This is a genomic window from Cryobacterium sp. TMS1-20-1 (genome assembly GCF_004402355.1).
Lineage (GTDB): Bacteria > Actinomycetota > Actinomycetes > Actinomycetales > Microbacteriaceae > Cryobacterium > Cryobacterium levicorallinum.
Genome location: NZ_SOGF01000024.1, coordinates 40318 through 54592, shown reverse-complemented (window position 1 = coordinate 54592; position 14275 = coordinate 40318). Strand labels below are relative to the sequence as shown.

At 62.7% G+C, this 14275-nt stretch carries 15 protein-coding genes; all 15 read left to right on the top strand.

What is annotated here, in order from left to right; genetic code table 11:
- Positions 1–3: 3 nt before the first annotated feature.
- Positions 4–414 (top strand): MaoC/PaaZ C-terminal domain-containing protein, encoded by a 411-nt coding sequence (locus tag E3O45_RS05155; protein ID WP_134442263.1) that lies wholly within the window; start codon positions 4–6, stop codon positions 412–414.
- Complete coding sequence (locus E3O45_RS05150) at positions 411–1406, top strand: thiamine pyrophosphate-dependent dehydrogenase E1 component subunit alpha (RefSeq protein WP_241985231.1); 996 nt, start codon at positions 411–413, stop codon at positions 1404–1406. The genes E3O45_RS05155 and E3O45_RS05150 overlap by 4 nt, the downstream gene beginning before the upstream one ends.
- A complete protein-coding gene (locus E3O45_RS05145) occupies positions 1403–2386 on the top strand; it encodes an alpha-ketoacid dehydrogenase subunit beta (protein ID WP_134442261.1) in 984 nt (327 codons plus the stop codon). The genes E3O45_RS05150 and E3O45_RS05145 overlap by 4 nt, the downstream gene beginning before the upstream one ends.
- A 10-nt stretch (positions 2387–2396) precedes the next feature.
- Complete coding sequence (locus E3O45_RS05140) at positions 2397–2633, top strand: biotin/lipoyl-containing protein (protein WP_134442260.1); 237 nt, start codon at positions 2397–2399, stop codon at positions 2631–2633.
- Positions 2634–2739: 106 nt separating this feature from the next.
- Positions 2740–3378 carry a TetR/AcrR family transcriptional regulator gene (locus tag E3O45_RS05135; protein ID WP_134442258.1) on the top strand — a complete coding sequence of 213 codons (639 nt, stop codon included), beginning with the start codon at positions 2740–2742 and terminating at the stop codon, positions 3376–3378.
- A 278-nt stretch (positions 3379–3656) separates the two neighbouring features.
- Entirely contained in the window at positions 3657–4808 is a 1152-nt protein-coding gene (locus tag E3O45_RS05130; protein WP_166789407.1) for an ABC transporter substrate-binding protein, read from the top strand.
- A 92-nt stretch (positions 4809–4900) separates the two neighbouring features.
- Complete coding sequence (locus E3O45_RS05125; protein WP_166789406.1) at positions 4901–5914, top strand: branched-chain amino acid ABC transporter permease; 1014 nt, start codon at positions 4901–4903, stop codon at positions 5912–5914.
- Positions 5911–6681, top strand: coding sequence for an ABC transporter ATP-binding protein (locus E3O45_RS05120; protein ID WP_134442359.1), 771 nt, complete (start codon positions 5911–5913; stop codon positions 6679–6681). Before E3O45_RS05125 ends, E3O45_RS05120 begins: the two co-directional genes overlap by 4 nt.
- Complete coding sequence (locus E3O45_RS05115) at positions 6674–7390, top strand: ABC transporter ATP-binding protein (RefSeq protein WP_134442252.1); 717 nt, start codon at positions 6674–6676, stop codon at positions 7388–7390. The genes E3O45_RS05120 and E3O45_RS05115 overlap by 8 nt, the downstream gene beginning before the upstream one ends.
- A 1-nt stretch (position 7391) precedes the next feature.
- Positions 7392–8258 (top strand): branched-chain amino acid ABC transporter permease, encoded by an 867-nt coding sequence (locus E3O45_RS05110; protein WP_134442250.1) that lies wholly within the window; start codon positions 7392–7394, stop codon positions 8256–8258.
- A gap of 4 nt (positions 8259–8262) precedes the next feature.
- Complete coding sequence (locus E3O45_RS05105; RefSeq protein WP_134442248.1) at positions 8263–9057, top strand: enoyl-CoA hydratase/isomerase family protein; 795 nt, start codon at positions 8263–8265, stop codon at positions 9055–9057.
- Positions 9054–10106, top strand: coding sequence for an alcohol dehydrogenase catalytic domain-containing protein (locus E3O45_RS05100; RefSeq protein ID WP_134442246.1), 1053 nt, complete (start codon positions 9054–9056; stop codon positions 10104–10106). The genes E3O45_RS05105 and E3O45_RS05100 overlap by 4 nt, the downstream gene beginning before the upstream one ends.
- Entirely contained in the window at positions 10103–11434 is a 1332-nt protein-coding gene (locus E3O45_RS05095; RefSeq protein ID WP_134442244.1) for an MmgE/PrpD family protein, read from the top strand. The genes E3O45_RS05100 and E3O45_RS05095 overlap by 4 nt, the downstream gene beginning before the upstream one ends.
- A gap of 48 nt (positions 11435–11482) precedes the next feature.
- Positions 11483–13057, top strand: a complete 1575-nt coding sequence (locus tag E3O45_RS05090) for an AMP-binding protein (RefSeq protein ID WP_198418219.1) — start codon at positions 11483–11485, stop codon at positions 13055–13057.
- A gap of 48 nt (positions 13058–13105) precedes the next feature.
- A complete protein-coding gene (locus E3O45_RS05085) occupies positions 13106–14266 on the top strand; it encodes an acyl-CoA dehydrogenase family protein (RefSeq protein ID WP_134442242.1) in 1161 nt (386 codons plus the stop codon).
- Positions 14267–14275 lie beyond the last annotated feature (9 nt).

The following is a 14275-nucleotide window of genomic DNA, read 5'->3' as shown; positions in this document are numbered from 1 at the left end:
GCGATGATCGACAAACTGGCTGCCGGGCAGCCAATCCAGGAACTGCGGGCCGAGCCAACCGCCATCAGCCTGTTCCGCTTCAGCGCGGTTACGTGGAACCCGCACCGCATCCACTACGACGCCGCCTATGCCGCGACGGAGGGTTACTCAGGTGCGCTCGTGCAGTCCCACCTGCACGGCGCGTTCATCCTCGAGTGTGTCCTGCGATGGGCGCCACCCGAATCTCGACTCTCCTCATTCTCCTGGCAGAACCGCGGCCCCGCGATTGCCGGAACCACGCTAACTGTCCGCGGCTCGATCGAATCCGTCGAGGGCCGTCTCGTGACGTGCGTGCTCGAGGAGGCCAACGAAGATGGCGCACTCTGCGCCACAGGACGCGCGACCCTCGAATTGAAGGAAGGACCAACATCGTGACCACCACCCCAACCACGGCGCCGACTATTGCGGTCGATCAGGGCCTCAAGTTATATCGGAGCATGTTCCGTATCCGGCGTTTCGAGACCACCGCCGGTGAACTCTTCGCTGGCGGCAGGCTGCCCGGGTTCATCCATCTCTCCCTCGGCCAGGAGGCCGTCGCGACCGGCGTGTGCAGTGCGCTCGACGACCACGACACCGTGTCGACGACGCACCGTGGCCACGGCCACTGCCTCGCTAAGGGCGGGGACCTGCAACAGATGATGGCCGAACTGTATGGCAAGGAGGGTGGCGTGACGCGCGGCCGGGCCGGGTCCATGCACGCTTCTGACAGCTCCGTCGGTATCCTCGGCGCGAACGGGATCGTCGGCGGTGGCATTCCGATGGCAGTTGGCTCGGCCCTCGCGGCGCAGCTGGATGGCAAGGGCCGCGTCTCGGTCGCATTCTTCGGGGACGGCGCCGTGGGCGAAGGCGTCTTCACCGAGTCGGTAAACCTCGCGACGCTCTGGAAGCTGCCAATGATCTTCGTCTGCGAGAACAACGGCTACGCCGAGCTGACTCCGACGACCGTCCACCTTGCCAACACCAGGATCATCGAGCTCGCCCGCCCGTATGGCATCGCCGTGGAGGCAGTTGACGGTAACGACGTGCTCGCCGTGCTCGCCGCGGCGACGCGAGCGGTCGCGAGAGGGCGGCGCGGCGAAGGCCCGACCCTGCTCGAGATGGACACTACCCGCTGGCAGGGGCACTTCGAGGGAGACCCACAGCGCTACCGCTCGAAGGAAGAACTCCGGGCGATGATAGACCGCGACCCCGTCGCTACTTGGCGCACGGGTCTAATCGAACTCGGCGTGAACGAGGAGAGCCTCGACGCCATCGAGGCTGAGGTGGCCGCCGAGGTGCAGGCCGCCGTGCAAGTAGTGGAGCAGATGGCCCCGAGTCGCGCCGATGAATTGCTGCGCGACGTCTATCCGGAAGGGAACCGCGCATGACCGCGCTCAAGTACTGGCAGGCTGTCAACACCGCGATGCGGGAGGAGATGGAGCGCGACCCCAAGGTGATCCTCTTCGGCGAGGACGTCGCTGCGCCCGGTGGTTCGTTCGGCGCCTCGAAGGGGCTCTTAGATGCATTCGGGCCGGAGCGGGTGCGTGACACGCCGATCAGTGAGGCGACCATCGTCGGTACGGCGCTCGGTGCAGCGATGACCGGGTACCGACCCATCGTGGAGATCATGTTCTTCGATTTTGTGGCCGTGGCGATGGATCAGATAGTCAACCAGGCCGCCAAGATCTCCTACATGTCCGCGGGCGGATATGCTGCGCCCATGGTCATTCGCACCATCTGCGCCGCCGGTCGCCGTACCGGCCCCCAGCATTCGCAGAACCTGGAGGTATTGTTCGCTCACATCCCAGGGCTCAAGGTCGTCTGGGGATCGACTCCGGCTGACGTGCGGGGACTGCTTAAGGCAGCCATCCGTGACGACGCCCCGGTGCTCGCCATCGAGAGCCTCGTTGAGTGGTCGAGCCGCGGCGAGGTTGACGAGGCAGACGGCATCGTGCCCATCGGCTCGGCGGCCGTTCGCACGCAGGGCGACGACATTACTGTCCTCTCTTGGGGTGGCGCAGCACCCAAGACCGTGCGTGCGCTCGAGGAGCTCGGTGACGTCAGCGTTGAGCTCATCGACCTCCGGACGATCAGCCCGTGGGATCGTGCGACAGTGCTCGCCTCGGTCGAGAAGACCGGACGCTTGCTTATCGTTCACGATGCGGTCGTCGACTTCGGCGTTGGTGCCGAGATCGCTGCGACCGTAGGTAAGGAACTCTTTGGACGCCTGCGGGCCCCGATCGAGCGACTCGGTGCGCTAAGCGCACCCGCGCCGTTCGCGCCGCACCTCGAGGATGCCTACCTCCCCCAGCCCAGCGATATCGCTGCCGCGGTCCGCGACATCGTTCGACCGTCCGACAATACCTAAGGAGAACCTGATGATTGATGTATCGATCCCCCAATGGGGGCTCACGATGGACGATGCCGTGCTGGAACAGTGGTTTAAGAAGGTCGGCGACACCGTCAGCCAGGGCGAATCGCTCGCTGACATCGAAACCGACAAGATCACTTCCGAACTCGAGGCGCCCGTGTCGGGAGTTATCGCCGAGTTGCTCGTCGGCGACGGCGACACGGTAACCCAGGGCCAGATCGTCGCGCGAATCGACGAAAGTTAAACTCCTCTCGGTGCACCGAGCACTGGAAAAATCACCGGGGCGCCCAGGCCGTAGACTTGGAATACATTTCGCTCACTTCAGTTCAGTGACGTAGGAAGAAGGGCACGTGGCCAAGCAGCCGGCTCCACCCACGAGACAGGGCGAGATCACCGATGTCGCGGCGCGCCTGTTCAATGAGCAAGGTCTTGCGGGCACCTCGATGACAGATATCGCAGATGCGCTCGGCATAAAGAAACCCACGCTCTACCATTACGTGCAGAGCAAGGCGCAGATCGTGGGCTGGATCCATGAGGAATGCGTGCGAGCCATCCACCCCTCGTTGACGCGGTATATCGCCGACGGCCTACCTCCAACCGAGACTCTTTTCCTCGTCGCTCGCGATATTCTCGCCCTGCTCGTGGACAAGCCGGGGTACCTGCGCGTGTACTTCGAGAACCATCGGGATCTTGACTCGGCCGAACAGGAGCGCATCGTCCCGATGCGCGATGACTACTTCGACAAAGTGAAAATCGTGCTACGTAGTGGGCAAGAGTCTGGTGAATTCAGGCTCGAAGACGTGGACATCGCTGCTCTCGCCTACTTTGGCATGTGCAACTGGGCGTACCAATGGTACAACCCTCAGGGGCGAGTGTCGACCGAAGATCTGGCGCTTCAGCTCTGGCGCATCTACATCCAGGGTGTCAGCTTCCGCACAGATTCGGACGCCGAGAGGATCCCTGCGAGTTACGGACGCGTCGTTTCCTAGCGTGATGACGCGTGTCGGCGACCACCGCGGCACCGTTTTGCTGGGCACCTAGGCGTCCTGATCTGATCCTGGCCATGATTGAGGTCTGGCGCGAGCGAGCCCTGGCGCACGGGACCGTGTGAGCGGACGGTTAGGCGCCCAGCCGTCAGGGGAGCCAGGGAAGCTCCGGTCAGACCTAGAGCAGATTCAGGCTTGACCATTGGCCGTTCATGATGTTTACTACGTATGAACCGACCAGTCGGTCGAGACAATTTTTGAAGTTCAAAGGGGAGCTTTATATGATTCGGTCAACGAGATTTGCCATCACGGCATTGGCTGTCCTGGGCGTCACAGCACTCGCCGGTTGCGCCCAACCGGACGTCACCGACGTTGCCACTGGTGGGGATGGTGACAAGCCCACGTTCCGATTCGCCGTCGTCGCCGAGGAAACCGGCAACTTCGCCGGGTATGGTACCCAGCTGGTAGCTGGAGTTAAGGCTGCAGTCAAGGACATCAACGCCGCCGGCGAGTATAACTTCACCATGGAACCGGTCATCTACGATTGCCAGAGCGACCAGGCGATTTGCGTGCAGAAGACCCGTCAAGCGATCACGTCGGATGAATTACCGGTCGTAATCGGTCCGATCGTGAGTGTCGACATTATCCCTTCGGCTGAGGTCACCAACCGGGCAGGTGTTCCGCACTTGGTGATGGCGGTTCTGCCGGCGATCACCGCAGATTACGACAACACGTTCCGCTGGGGCACGCAGAATGACCGCAGCAACCAGACGGTCATTGACTACGTGGAGGGGAATCTGAAGACCGGTGAGGACGTCGCGATCGTGAACGCCACCACGGACTTTGGCAAGGGCGGCGCGGCCATTCAGACCGAGCAGCTCGCCGAGATCGGCGTCACGCCAGCGCTGACGATCGGGCACGACCCGGACCAGGCCGACTATACCCCGGTGATCACGCAGCTCAAGGAGCTGAACCCGCGTTACGTGCTGTTGAGTGACTCGAATCCGGCCGACGTGGCGAAGCTGCTGCGTCAGTCGAAGGAGCTCGGTCTGGAGTCGGAGTGGATCGGCGCTGACGCGTCGGGCTCCATCGACCTTGCAGGTGATGCCGCGATCGGCTACATGACGGTTTCACCGTGGTACCCAACCGAGGAGGCCAACTCTGCTTCGCTCGCCGAGAAACTGCAGGCCCAGGGTATCGAGATCCCGGGTTGGATCGCCGCCATGGCATACGACGCCACCATAGGTCTCGCCGAGGCGGTCGCGACCGGTGGAACGACGTCGGAGGAAATCTGGAGTGGGCTCGAGGGCCTCTCCGAATTCGACGGCCTCGCGCGGGATGGCTGGGACTTCTCCAAGGACCACATGGGCCTGACGTCCTCCACCATCGCGGTCTGGAACGGCGCTGGCTACGAGTCGGTCTGGCCAAACTAGCCTCTTTAGAACTGGAGCCAGGTGGGCTGCCGCACCGCGGTGCGGCAGCCCACCGAAGGGAAATACTTATGACCGACACGCTTTCACCCCCAATGACGGGGGAAACTGGACGCCGAGCGCCGAGCGCCAGCAAGCTCCTGCCGATAATAGGCGTGGGGGTAGCTGCGGCGGCCGCCATCCTGCCGATCCTCGTCGACGACTTCGCATTCAACTACCTGATGTCCTACATGGTCATCACGTGCATCCTCGCCCTGACCCTGCACCTTCTCATGGGGCTCGCCGGTGTCTTTTCACTCGGCCAGGCGGCTATGTTCGGCACCGGTGCCTACGCCGCGGTAATGATCATCGGCCAAGCCGGTATCGACGGGACCCTCGGCCTCATCCTCGTTGCCGTTGTGGGCGCGGTGATCGGCCTGCTCATGGGCCTCGTCACGCTTCGCACGACCGATCTCTATCTCGCGCTCACGACGTTGGCGTTCGGCTACATCGTTGAGAACCTCGTACGCAACGCGGACTGGCTTGGCGGCCCGCAGGGAATTACGGGCTTCGACATCACGTTTGCGGGCGGCTACCTCGACGAGCCCAAGCTTCTGTACTGGGTCGGGCTTGGTTTTCTTTACCTGCTCATCGTTATCATCATGAGCGTCCGGCGTAGCAAGGTCGGCCGCGCTCTTATGGCGACCAGAGAGAGCCCCATCGCAGCGCGCAGCATCGGCATCGACACTCGCCGCTACAAGCTCCTCGCCTTCGGCATCGCTGGTGCCTTCGCGGCCGTGGCGGGCGGGCTATACACCGCCTACGCACTCGTGGTTGATCCCTCCGTTTTCGGCATCGACCTCACCCTCTCGGTGCTCGCGATCGCCATTGTCGGCGGCCTGCGCTCGATGCCGGGCATCATCGTGGTCGCGATCGCCTTAACCTACTTCCGCAACTCTGCCGAGACGTTCGGTGCCTCGCAGTATGTGCTCCTCATCTACGGCCTGCTCATCGTTCTCACGCTGCGTTTCCTGCCGCAGGGCCTGGGCGGTCTGCTCACCTCGCCGCGGGTCCTCGAGGCTACACGCTTGATCGGTGATCGATTCCGCACTGGAGGAGGGACCCGATGACCTCGATCCTCGAGGCCCGTGGCCTGACTCGCAAGTTCGGTGGGCTCACCGCCGTCGACAATGCGGACATCACGGTCCATGAGCACTCGCTACACGGGCTCATCGGTCCCAATGGCGCTGGCAAGACGACCTTCGTCAACATGATCACGGGAGTCGATAGCATCGACGGCGGCATAGTGATGTTCGAAGGCAAAGACGTCACGGGGCTGCGTTCATTCCGCATGGCCTCGCTGGGGATGGCTAGGTCGTTCCAGACCTCGCAGCTCTTTGAGGAGGAAAGCGTGCTGAGCAACGTGATGGCGGGTCGTCACCGTCACATCGACTACGGCTTCCCGCACACGTTCTTCTACACGCCCAAGACGAGACGAGTCGAACATGCCAACCGCCAGCGTTGCATGGCCTTGCTCGAACAGCTCAATCTCGCCGACGACGCGAAGCGACTCGTCGCCGAGTTGCCGTACGGACGTCGACGGCTCGTGGAGATGGCACGTGCCATCGCGAGTGAACCGACATTGCTTGTGCTTGACGAGCCGGCTGCCGGACTACCAGGGTCGGACGTTGAGGCGCTCGGTGAGGCGCTCGTCTCGCTCAGCAAAAGCGGCTACACCGTCCTCATCATCGAACACAACCTCGGCCTGCTCATGAGCATTTGCGATCAACTCACCGTGCTCAGCGAGGGAAGGGTCATCGCCGACGGCGATCCAGGCGTCGTGCGCGCCGATCCCCAGGTCATCGAGGCCTACATCGGGAGGAGCGACGATGCTTGAGCTAAAGAATGCGCGTATCGGCTACGGCCCCGTCTCCGTCGTTCATAACCTCACCATCTCGGTAGGTGCCAGCGAGGCAGTGTTCCTCGTCGGGCCAAACGGAGCAGGCAAGTCGACGACCCTCCGAGGCATCATTGGACACAATCCTCTCACCAGTGGTTCGATCACGTGGGAGGGCAAGGACATCGGCAGGCTCGCCCCACACCAGCGTGCGCGCCTTGGCATCGCGCTGGTGCCAGAAGGCCGGCATGTGTTCCCACAACTGAGCGTGCTTGAGAACCTCGAGGTCGCCGCCCGTCTCGGGCCCAGTACGCGCGTAAAGGAGCGGATCGAGGGTATCTTCGACCGCTTTCCCCGGCTCGCAGGTCGTCGTAGCCAGAAGGCAGGCCTTCTCAGTGGCGGAGAGCAACAGATGCTCGCCATCGGCCGGGCGCTTGTGCAGGAACCCCGCCTGCTCGTCATCGACGAGTTGTCGCTGGGCCTCGCGCCCGTGATCTACCAGCAATTGGGCGAGTCCGTGCGCGGCCTCGCTCGCGATGGGCTCAGCGTGCTGCTCGTCGAACAGAACGCCGTGCTCGCGATGAAGATCTGCTCACGCGGCTATCTGCTCTCGGGAGGGACAGTGGTGCTCGAGGGCACGGTCGAGGAACTCAAGACCAAATCGGAGATGCGAGAGCTTTATCTCGGCGGACTAGGGAAGGGGAACTGACATGGAAACCTTCGTGCAACTCATCGCGGCCGGTCTCGTCACCGGCACCATCTATGCGCTGATCGCAGCCGGTTATGCGGTGCTCTACACCGCGACCGGATTCGTGAACTTCGCGCTCGGCGCCCAGGCCATGATCGGCGGATACCTCACGTACGTGTTCCTCCCGGAGCTTCCATTGCTTGTGCGCGTGCTGCTGGCGATAGTCGTGAGTATCCTCGTCTCGGTCGCATCGTGGACATTCTTCTACCGCCGGGTGGCAGAGAAAGATATGCTCTCCGCGGTAATCATGTCGTTTGGCTTCTCGATCGTGATGGCTGAGTTCATCCGCATCTTCGCTGGCGGCATTCCACTTCCGGCGGAGAGTCCTTTCGGATCAGGGGTACAGCAGATAGGCATCCTCTCGATCTCAAATCACAGCGTTGCGGTGCTCGTCGTTGGTGCTGTGCTGTTCGTGGCACTCGCACTCATATTCCGCAGCCGTGGTGGAATGTCGATCCGCGCAATGTTCCAAGACAAGGAGATGGCGGAGACCCTCGGCATCCCCACCAACCGCGTCATCATCGGACTGTTCATGTTTTCCGGTGTATTCGCGGCGGCAGCAGGCATCCTCACCGGGCCGATCCTCTCGATGAGCCCGCACATGGGTACAAGCCTCGCACTCATCGCATTCGTCGGGGCCATTCTCGGTGGCCTAGGACGTATCAGCACGGCGATTATCGGTGCGATCATGCTCGGCCTGCTGGAGACACTCTTCGCGGGATACGTTTCGCAGGGCTACCGCACGACGCTCGTGTTCGCGGTGTTCATCGTCGTGCTCATCCTACGACCGGCGGGAATCTTCGGATCCAATACGAAAGTGAAGGTGTAAGCACATGACCGAAAAAATCAAATTTGAGCGCCACGGCGATGTCGCTGTCATCACGCTTAACCGCCCGCAGCAGCTCAACGCGCTCGACCCACAGATGCTCGAGGAGCTTGTGGAAACGCTCGCCACCGTGGCTGGGTCATCAGTGAAGGCGCTCGTGCTCACCGGCAGCGGTCGCCTGTTCTCAGCGGGAGTCGATCTCTCGACTCCGTTCTTCATGGAAAACGTCGATGACCCATCGGTGTACTCCGGCAAGCGGCTCCTCGACTCGCAGCACCGGGTGATCCGGGCGATCTTCGACCTACCCGTGCCGACGCTCGCCGCAATGAACGGCCATGCCGTCGGTGGTGGCGGGTTCGGACTCGCGATGGCGTGCGACATCCGCTTCGCGGTGCGTGGTGCCCGTATGTGGATGGTGCCCGGTGCCCTCGATGTCGTGCAGGACTTCGGCCTCAGCTGGCTCGTGCAGCGGGTCATCGGTCCCTCGCGTGCCTACCATATGGCACTCACGGGATATCAGGTTCCTACCGAGGAGGCGGCACAGTGGGGGCTCGTGAATGAATTGCATGACGATGCTGCAGCGCTCGCGTCTCGCGTCGACGCGTTCATCGCCCAGATTAATGGCATGGGCGGCGACGCCGTCCGCATGCTCAAGACGGTGCTGAGGCTCGGCGAGACCTCGAACCTCAAGGAACAGCTGGAGGTCGAGGCGATTGCCAATGGTCTAGCCTTCCAGTCCGATGAGTTCAAGGCCCGCAAAGCCGCGTACGTCGAAACCAAGAACAGCAAGGGGAAGTCATGACCATGCGTGCAGCTCGTATCTGGGACGCCGATGGCGGCCCAAAGCTCGCTATCGACGTCGACGTCGCGATCCCGTCCCCTGGCCCCGATGAGGTACTCATTAAGGTGCGGGCCTGCGGTGTCAATCAAGTCGATTTACTGACCGTCGCAGGCCTCACGCCCCGTCCGGTCGAATTTCCACACATCTCCGGCACAGAGGTCGCCGGGGAGGTCGTCGCGCTCGGCTCGGAGGTCACAGACTGGAAGCCCGGCGACCGCGTGGTCGTTGACCCGGTACTTACCTGCGGCCGCTGTGAATACTGCATCACCGGCCGCAACAACCTGTGCCTCTACGGGGAGATCTTTGGTGTGCTTACCCAGGGCGGCTACGCCGAATACACGACGGCCCCTGCCCGGCAACTGCTGCGCATCCCCGAGAACCTGAGTTACGCCGGAGCCGCGTCACTCGCGGTAACCGGACCAACCGCGTGGCACATGCTGCACCGTCGTGCTGGACTGCGCGCGGGAGAGACCGTGCTCGTGATCGCAGCGGGTGCCGGCATCGGCGTGGTCGCCGTGCAGATCGCCAAGCTCGCCGGTGCACGCGTGATCGCCACCGCTGGCGGGCCAGAAAAGGTGCAGAAGGCCCGCGATCTCGGCGCTGACTTCGTCGTCGACCACAACGAACCAGACTGGCCCGCAAAGGTGCGCGAATATACCGACCGCCGGGGCGTGGATGTCGTGTTTGAGCACGTCGGCAAGGCCACATGGGAGGGCAGCGTGGCATCCATGGCCCGCAACGGACGGCTCGTCACCTCGGGCGGCCACGCGGGCTTCGACGTGAACATCAACCTGTGGCACCTGTTCATCAAAGAACTTACAGTGATCGGCTCGTACGCGGGCACGCGGCAGGACTTCCTCGACATCATGGGTCTGGCCGGGCGCGGACTGATTTCCCCGGTCATTCATGCTACCTTCCCGCTCGAACGCGCTGCAGAAGCGCAGGCACTGCTGCGCGACCGCGGCGTCTTCGGCAAACTCCTCCTCGAACCGGCGGAGGCGATAAAATGAGCTCGGCATCGATGCTCGGTGCGTTCGTCGCCGACCTCAAACTGGCCACCGTACCGGAGGACGTCGTCGAGAAGGCGCGTTGCGCGCTCTTACACAACCTCAGCGTTGCCGCCGCCGGCGGAATCCTTGCGCCTGTGGCGGCACAGTGGGCCGCCACGAGAATCGGTGGAACGGGTGCGCGCGCCCTCATCTCGGGACTCAAGCTGGCACCCGCGGATGCTGCCTTTGCAAACGGATGCCTCACTCACGCGCGCGCGCAGGATGACGTGTACTTTCCCGGCCTGACGCATGTCGGCGCAACCACGATCCCGGCCGTGCTCGCTCTCGCCGAGCAGCGTGGCTCGACGCTCGGGGAAGTGCTACTCGCCATCGTCGCTGGATACGAGGTCGCTGGCGCTGTGAGCACCCCCACCGCACAACAGACCACGGGCTTTGGATTCCGCGCGACCGGCATCTACGGGGTCTTCGGCGCCGCCGCAGCGTGCGGGAAACTGCTCGGCCTGGACGCGGCGAAGGCGGCGAACGCGATCGCGATCGCCGCCTCCTTCTCCGCCGGCACAAACCAGGCCTGGGTTGACGGCTCCCAGGAGTGGCAATTCGAAGTCGGCCAGGCCGCGAGGTCTGGGCTAGAAGCTGCGTTGCTCGCGGAAGCCGGGGGAGTGGGAGCCACTCAAGCGTTCGAGGGGACCTCGGGCTTCTACGCCGCGTTCGCGCGCGATGCCGACGCTGGGCGCAACCTAGCCACGCCACTTGGTACGACGTGGTTCACCCGTGCCGTGACTTTCAAGCCTTACCCGGTCTGCGCGATCTTGCAGGCTCCCGTCGTCGAAGCGACCAAGCTGCACGCGGAACTCGCGGGCGCGTCGTTCGTGACTGCGAGCATCCGCTTATCACCCCCAGAGGCGCACTACCCAGGCACCGAGGGATGCGCTCCCTTCGATGACCCAGGTTCCGCACTCATGAGCGCCAGCTATTGCCTCGCGGTAGCACTGACCGAAGGAACAGTCATTGCCAGCGACCTGTTTCGCTCCGATGAGAACGGCCTTCGGGACAGCTCGCACCGGATCGACGTAATCGCGGACGAGTCACTCGGTCGGCAGAGTTTCGTGCTGGACGTCGACTTCGGCGACGCCGGAACTCGGCATGTCGAACATGTGGGTGACGGCACGACGTTCAACTGGCAGCGCGCTGAGCTCGAGCAGAACGTGCAGCGACTTGCCGGAGAGATGCCAGAAGGCATCGATCTCGACGCGCTCATCGAGCGCTGCTTCGCCGACCTCGGCATGCCAGTGGCCTTGGTAGTCGACGCAGTCATAGCCGGGCATTAACGTTCACCAGCGGTCGCGGTCGCGCCCGAATCAGAATAGAAATGAGCAATGATGGCACTGGACATAGTCGGCAACCGCACTCTGCGCGATTTGCTCGATGAGCGCGTGGAGCGAAACGGCGACAAGGTCTTCGTTGTCTACGAGAACCGTGATGGTGACGTCAGTGAGCTGTCGTACGCCCAGTTTCAAGCCAGGGTCGACAGGCTCGCCTCCGGGCTATGGGACCTCGGAATTCGTCAGGGGGATCGGGTTACCGTATTCCTCGCAAACTGCCCGGAGATCTTGGAGACGTGGTTTGCGCTCGCGACCATTGGTGCGGTGATGGTGCCGTCGAACATTGCTAATACCGTCTCGGAATTGGGCTACGTACTGGACTTCTCCGGCTCGGTGGCGGTCGTCACTGAACCACGATTTCTGGACGTCGTCGGGCCCGCAGCCGACGACGTGCCAGCGGTGCGGCACCGTATCCTCGTTCGAAGCGCAGAGGCAGTGCCTGGAACCATCAGTTTCGACGAGGTTCGGAAGTCCATGACGGTGCGCCCTGCGATCGACATCGACTCCGAGTCGGTCGTGCAGATGCTGTTCACGAGCGGAACAACTTCGCGACCGAAAGCGGTTCTCCTCACGCACGCGAACGCCCTCCACGGCGGCCAGCGTGAGTCGACCGGGCTCGCGATGGACTCGACGGATCGCGCTATTACCTCCCTGCCGGTGTTCCATGTGAACGCCCAAGTCATCACAGTATTGTCGACGCTCTCGGTCGGCGGGACCTGCATCCTCCTCGAGGAGTACCGCGCGACAAAGTTTTGGGATCAGGTGCGCAGGCACCGCGCAACCCAGGTGAGCATCGTCGCGATGCAGGCGCGCACGCTCCTCGCACAGCCCGAGCGCGAGACCGATTCACAGCATGCTGTGCGGCGCACCTTCTACGCCCTGAACATCTCCGTCGAAGAGAAGGATCGTTTTGAGAAGCGGTTCGCTGTTGAGCTCATCAACGCCTATGGGCTCTCCGAGGCCATGACGCTCGTCACGATCGCGCCGGTATTTGGACCAAAGCACTGGCCCTCGATCGGTTTGCCGAGCGCAGGCCGGGTGGTCCGCCTCGTCGGGGACGACGGCCAGGATGTGGCGGTCGGCGAGCCCGGCGAGATCGTCGTGTCCGGGATTCCCGGTCGCACGATCATGAAGGGATACCACAACAACCCCGAGGCCACTGCGAAGGCCATTAGGGATGGCTGGCTCTACACCGGGGATAGCGCATTCGCCGACGAGAACGGCTACCTGTACTGGTTCGACCGCAGTGTCGACGTGATCAAGCGTGCCGGCGAGAACATCTCGACACTCGAGGTCGAGGGTGTACTCAACGAACACCCAGCCGTCGCCGAGGCTGCCGTCATCGGAATTCCCGACCCGATCAGAGACGAGGCGGTCAAGGCGGTCGTCGTGCTCGTGGCCGGCGCCACGGCTACTGCAGCCGAGCTCTCGGAGTTCTGCGCACAGCGACTATCCAAATTCAAGGTGCCAACGGAGTACGCGTTTCGTGATGCTCTTCCCAAGACCTCAATTGGCAAGGTCGTGAAGGGAGAACTGCGCTCCGAGCCCGTTTCTGTGTGCGGCAACTGACCGCCCACAACCACATCACCCATCACACTTACCAAAAGGAGATTCACCGTGGACTTTGCACTTACCGATGAGCAGGAGGAGTTGCGCTCGGGTTTGCACGCCTGGGTCGACAAGAAACTGCCCAAAAACCTGGCCAGGGAGTGGGAGGCACGCGAGGGCGAGTACCCTTTCGAACTCTGGGACCTCATGACGGAACAGGGCCTGCACGCTGTCGGCCTGCCTGAGGAGTACGGCGGCGCTGGTGGCGACGTGATGTCGCAGGTCATTATCGGCCGCGAACTCTCGCGAACTCTCGGCGGCCTCGTGTGGATTTGGGGCCTATCGTCCTTCTGCGCCCGTTCAATCGCGCACTCCGCAACCGAGGAAGTCAAGCAAGATCTGCTACCGAAGCTCGCCGAAGGCGAGATTCGGATTGCTATCGCCGTGACCGAGCCCTCGGGTGGCACCGACCTGCTGGGCTCCATGAAGACAAAAGCCGTAAAGGTTGACGGCGGCTGGAGCATTACCGGGCAGAAGATTTGGTCGACAGCGGCGCATGTCTCTGACTACTTGCTGCTGCTTGCGCTCACCGACCCGGAAGCCGGGAAGCCCAGCCGCGGAGTCACGCTGTTCCTCGTCCCGAACCCCGCAAAGGGACTAGAGATTCGTAAGATCCCCAAGCTCGGCATGAAATCCGTCAGTTCTTGCGAGATTTTCCTCGACGAGGTTTTCGTTGAAGACAAGTACGTGGTCGGTGACGTCAATGGAGGCTGGCGTCACATCCTTGAGAGCCTCAACAACGAGCGCATCATCGTGAGTTCCCTGTGCCTGGGCGTGCTCGATGGAGTGCTCGAGGACGCCGTGGACTACATGAAGGTGCGTGAGGCCTTCGGCAAACCGATCGGTGCCTTCCAATCCCTCCAGCACTATGTCGCAGACATCGCAATGTGGCAGAAGCAGGCGGAGTTGATGACGTACGACGCCGCCTGGCGACAGCAGAACGGGCTCCCGTGTGGCGTCGAGGCAACGATGGCGAAAGTCATCGCGTCGGACTACGCGACACAGGCAGCTGATCTCGGCATCCAGATCCTTGGAGGCATGGGCTACGCGCTTGAGACCGACATGCAGCGCTACTGGCGTGACGTGCGGCTGTACCGTATCGGGCCCATCACAAATGAGATGGGCCGGAACCTCATTGCGGAGTCGTTCGGGCTCCCCCGATCCTTCTGATCGCGACTC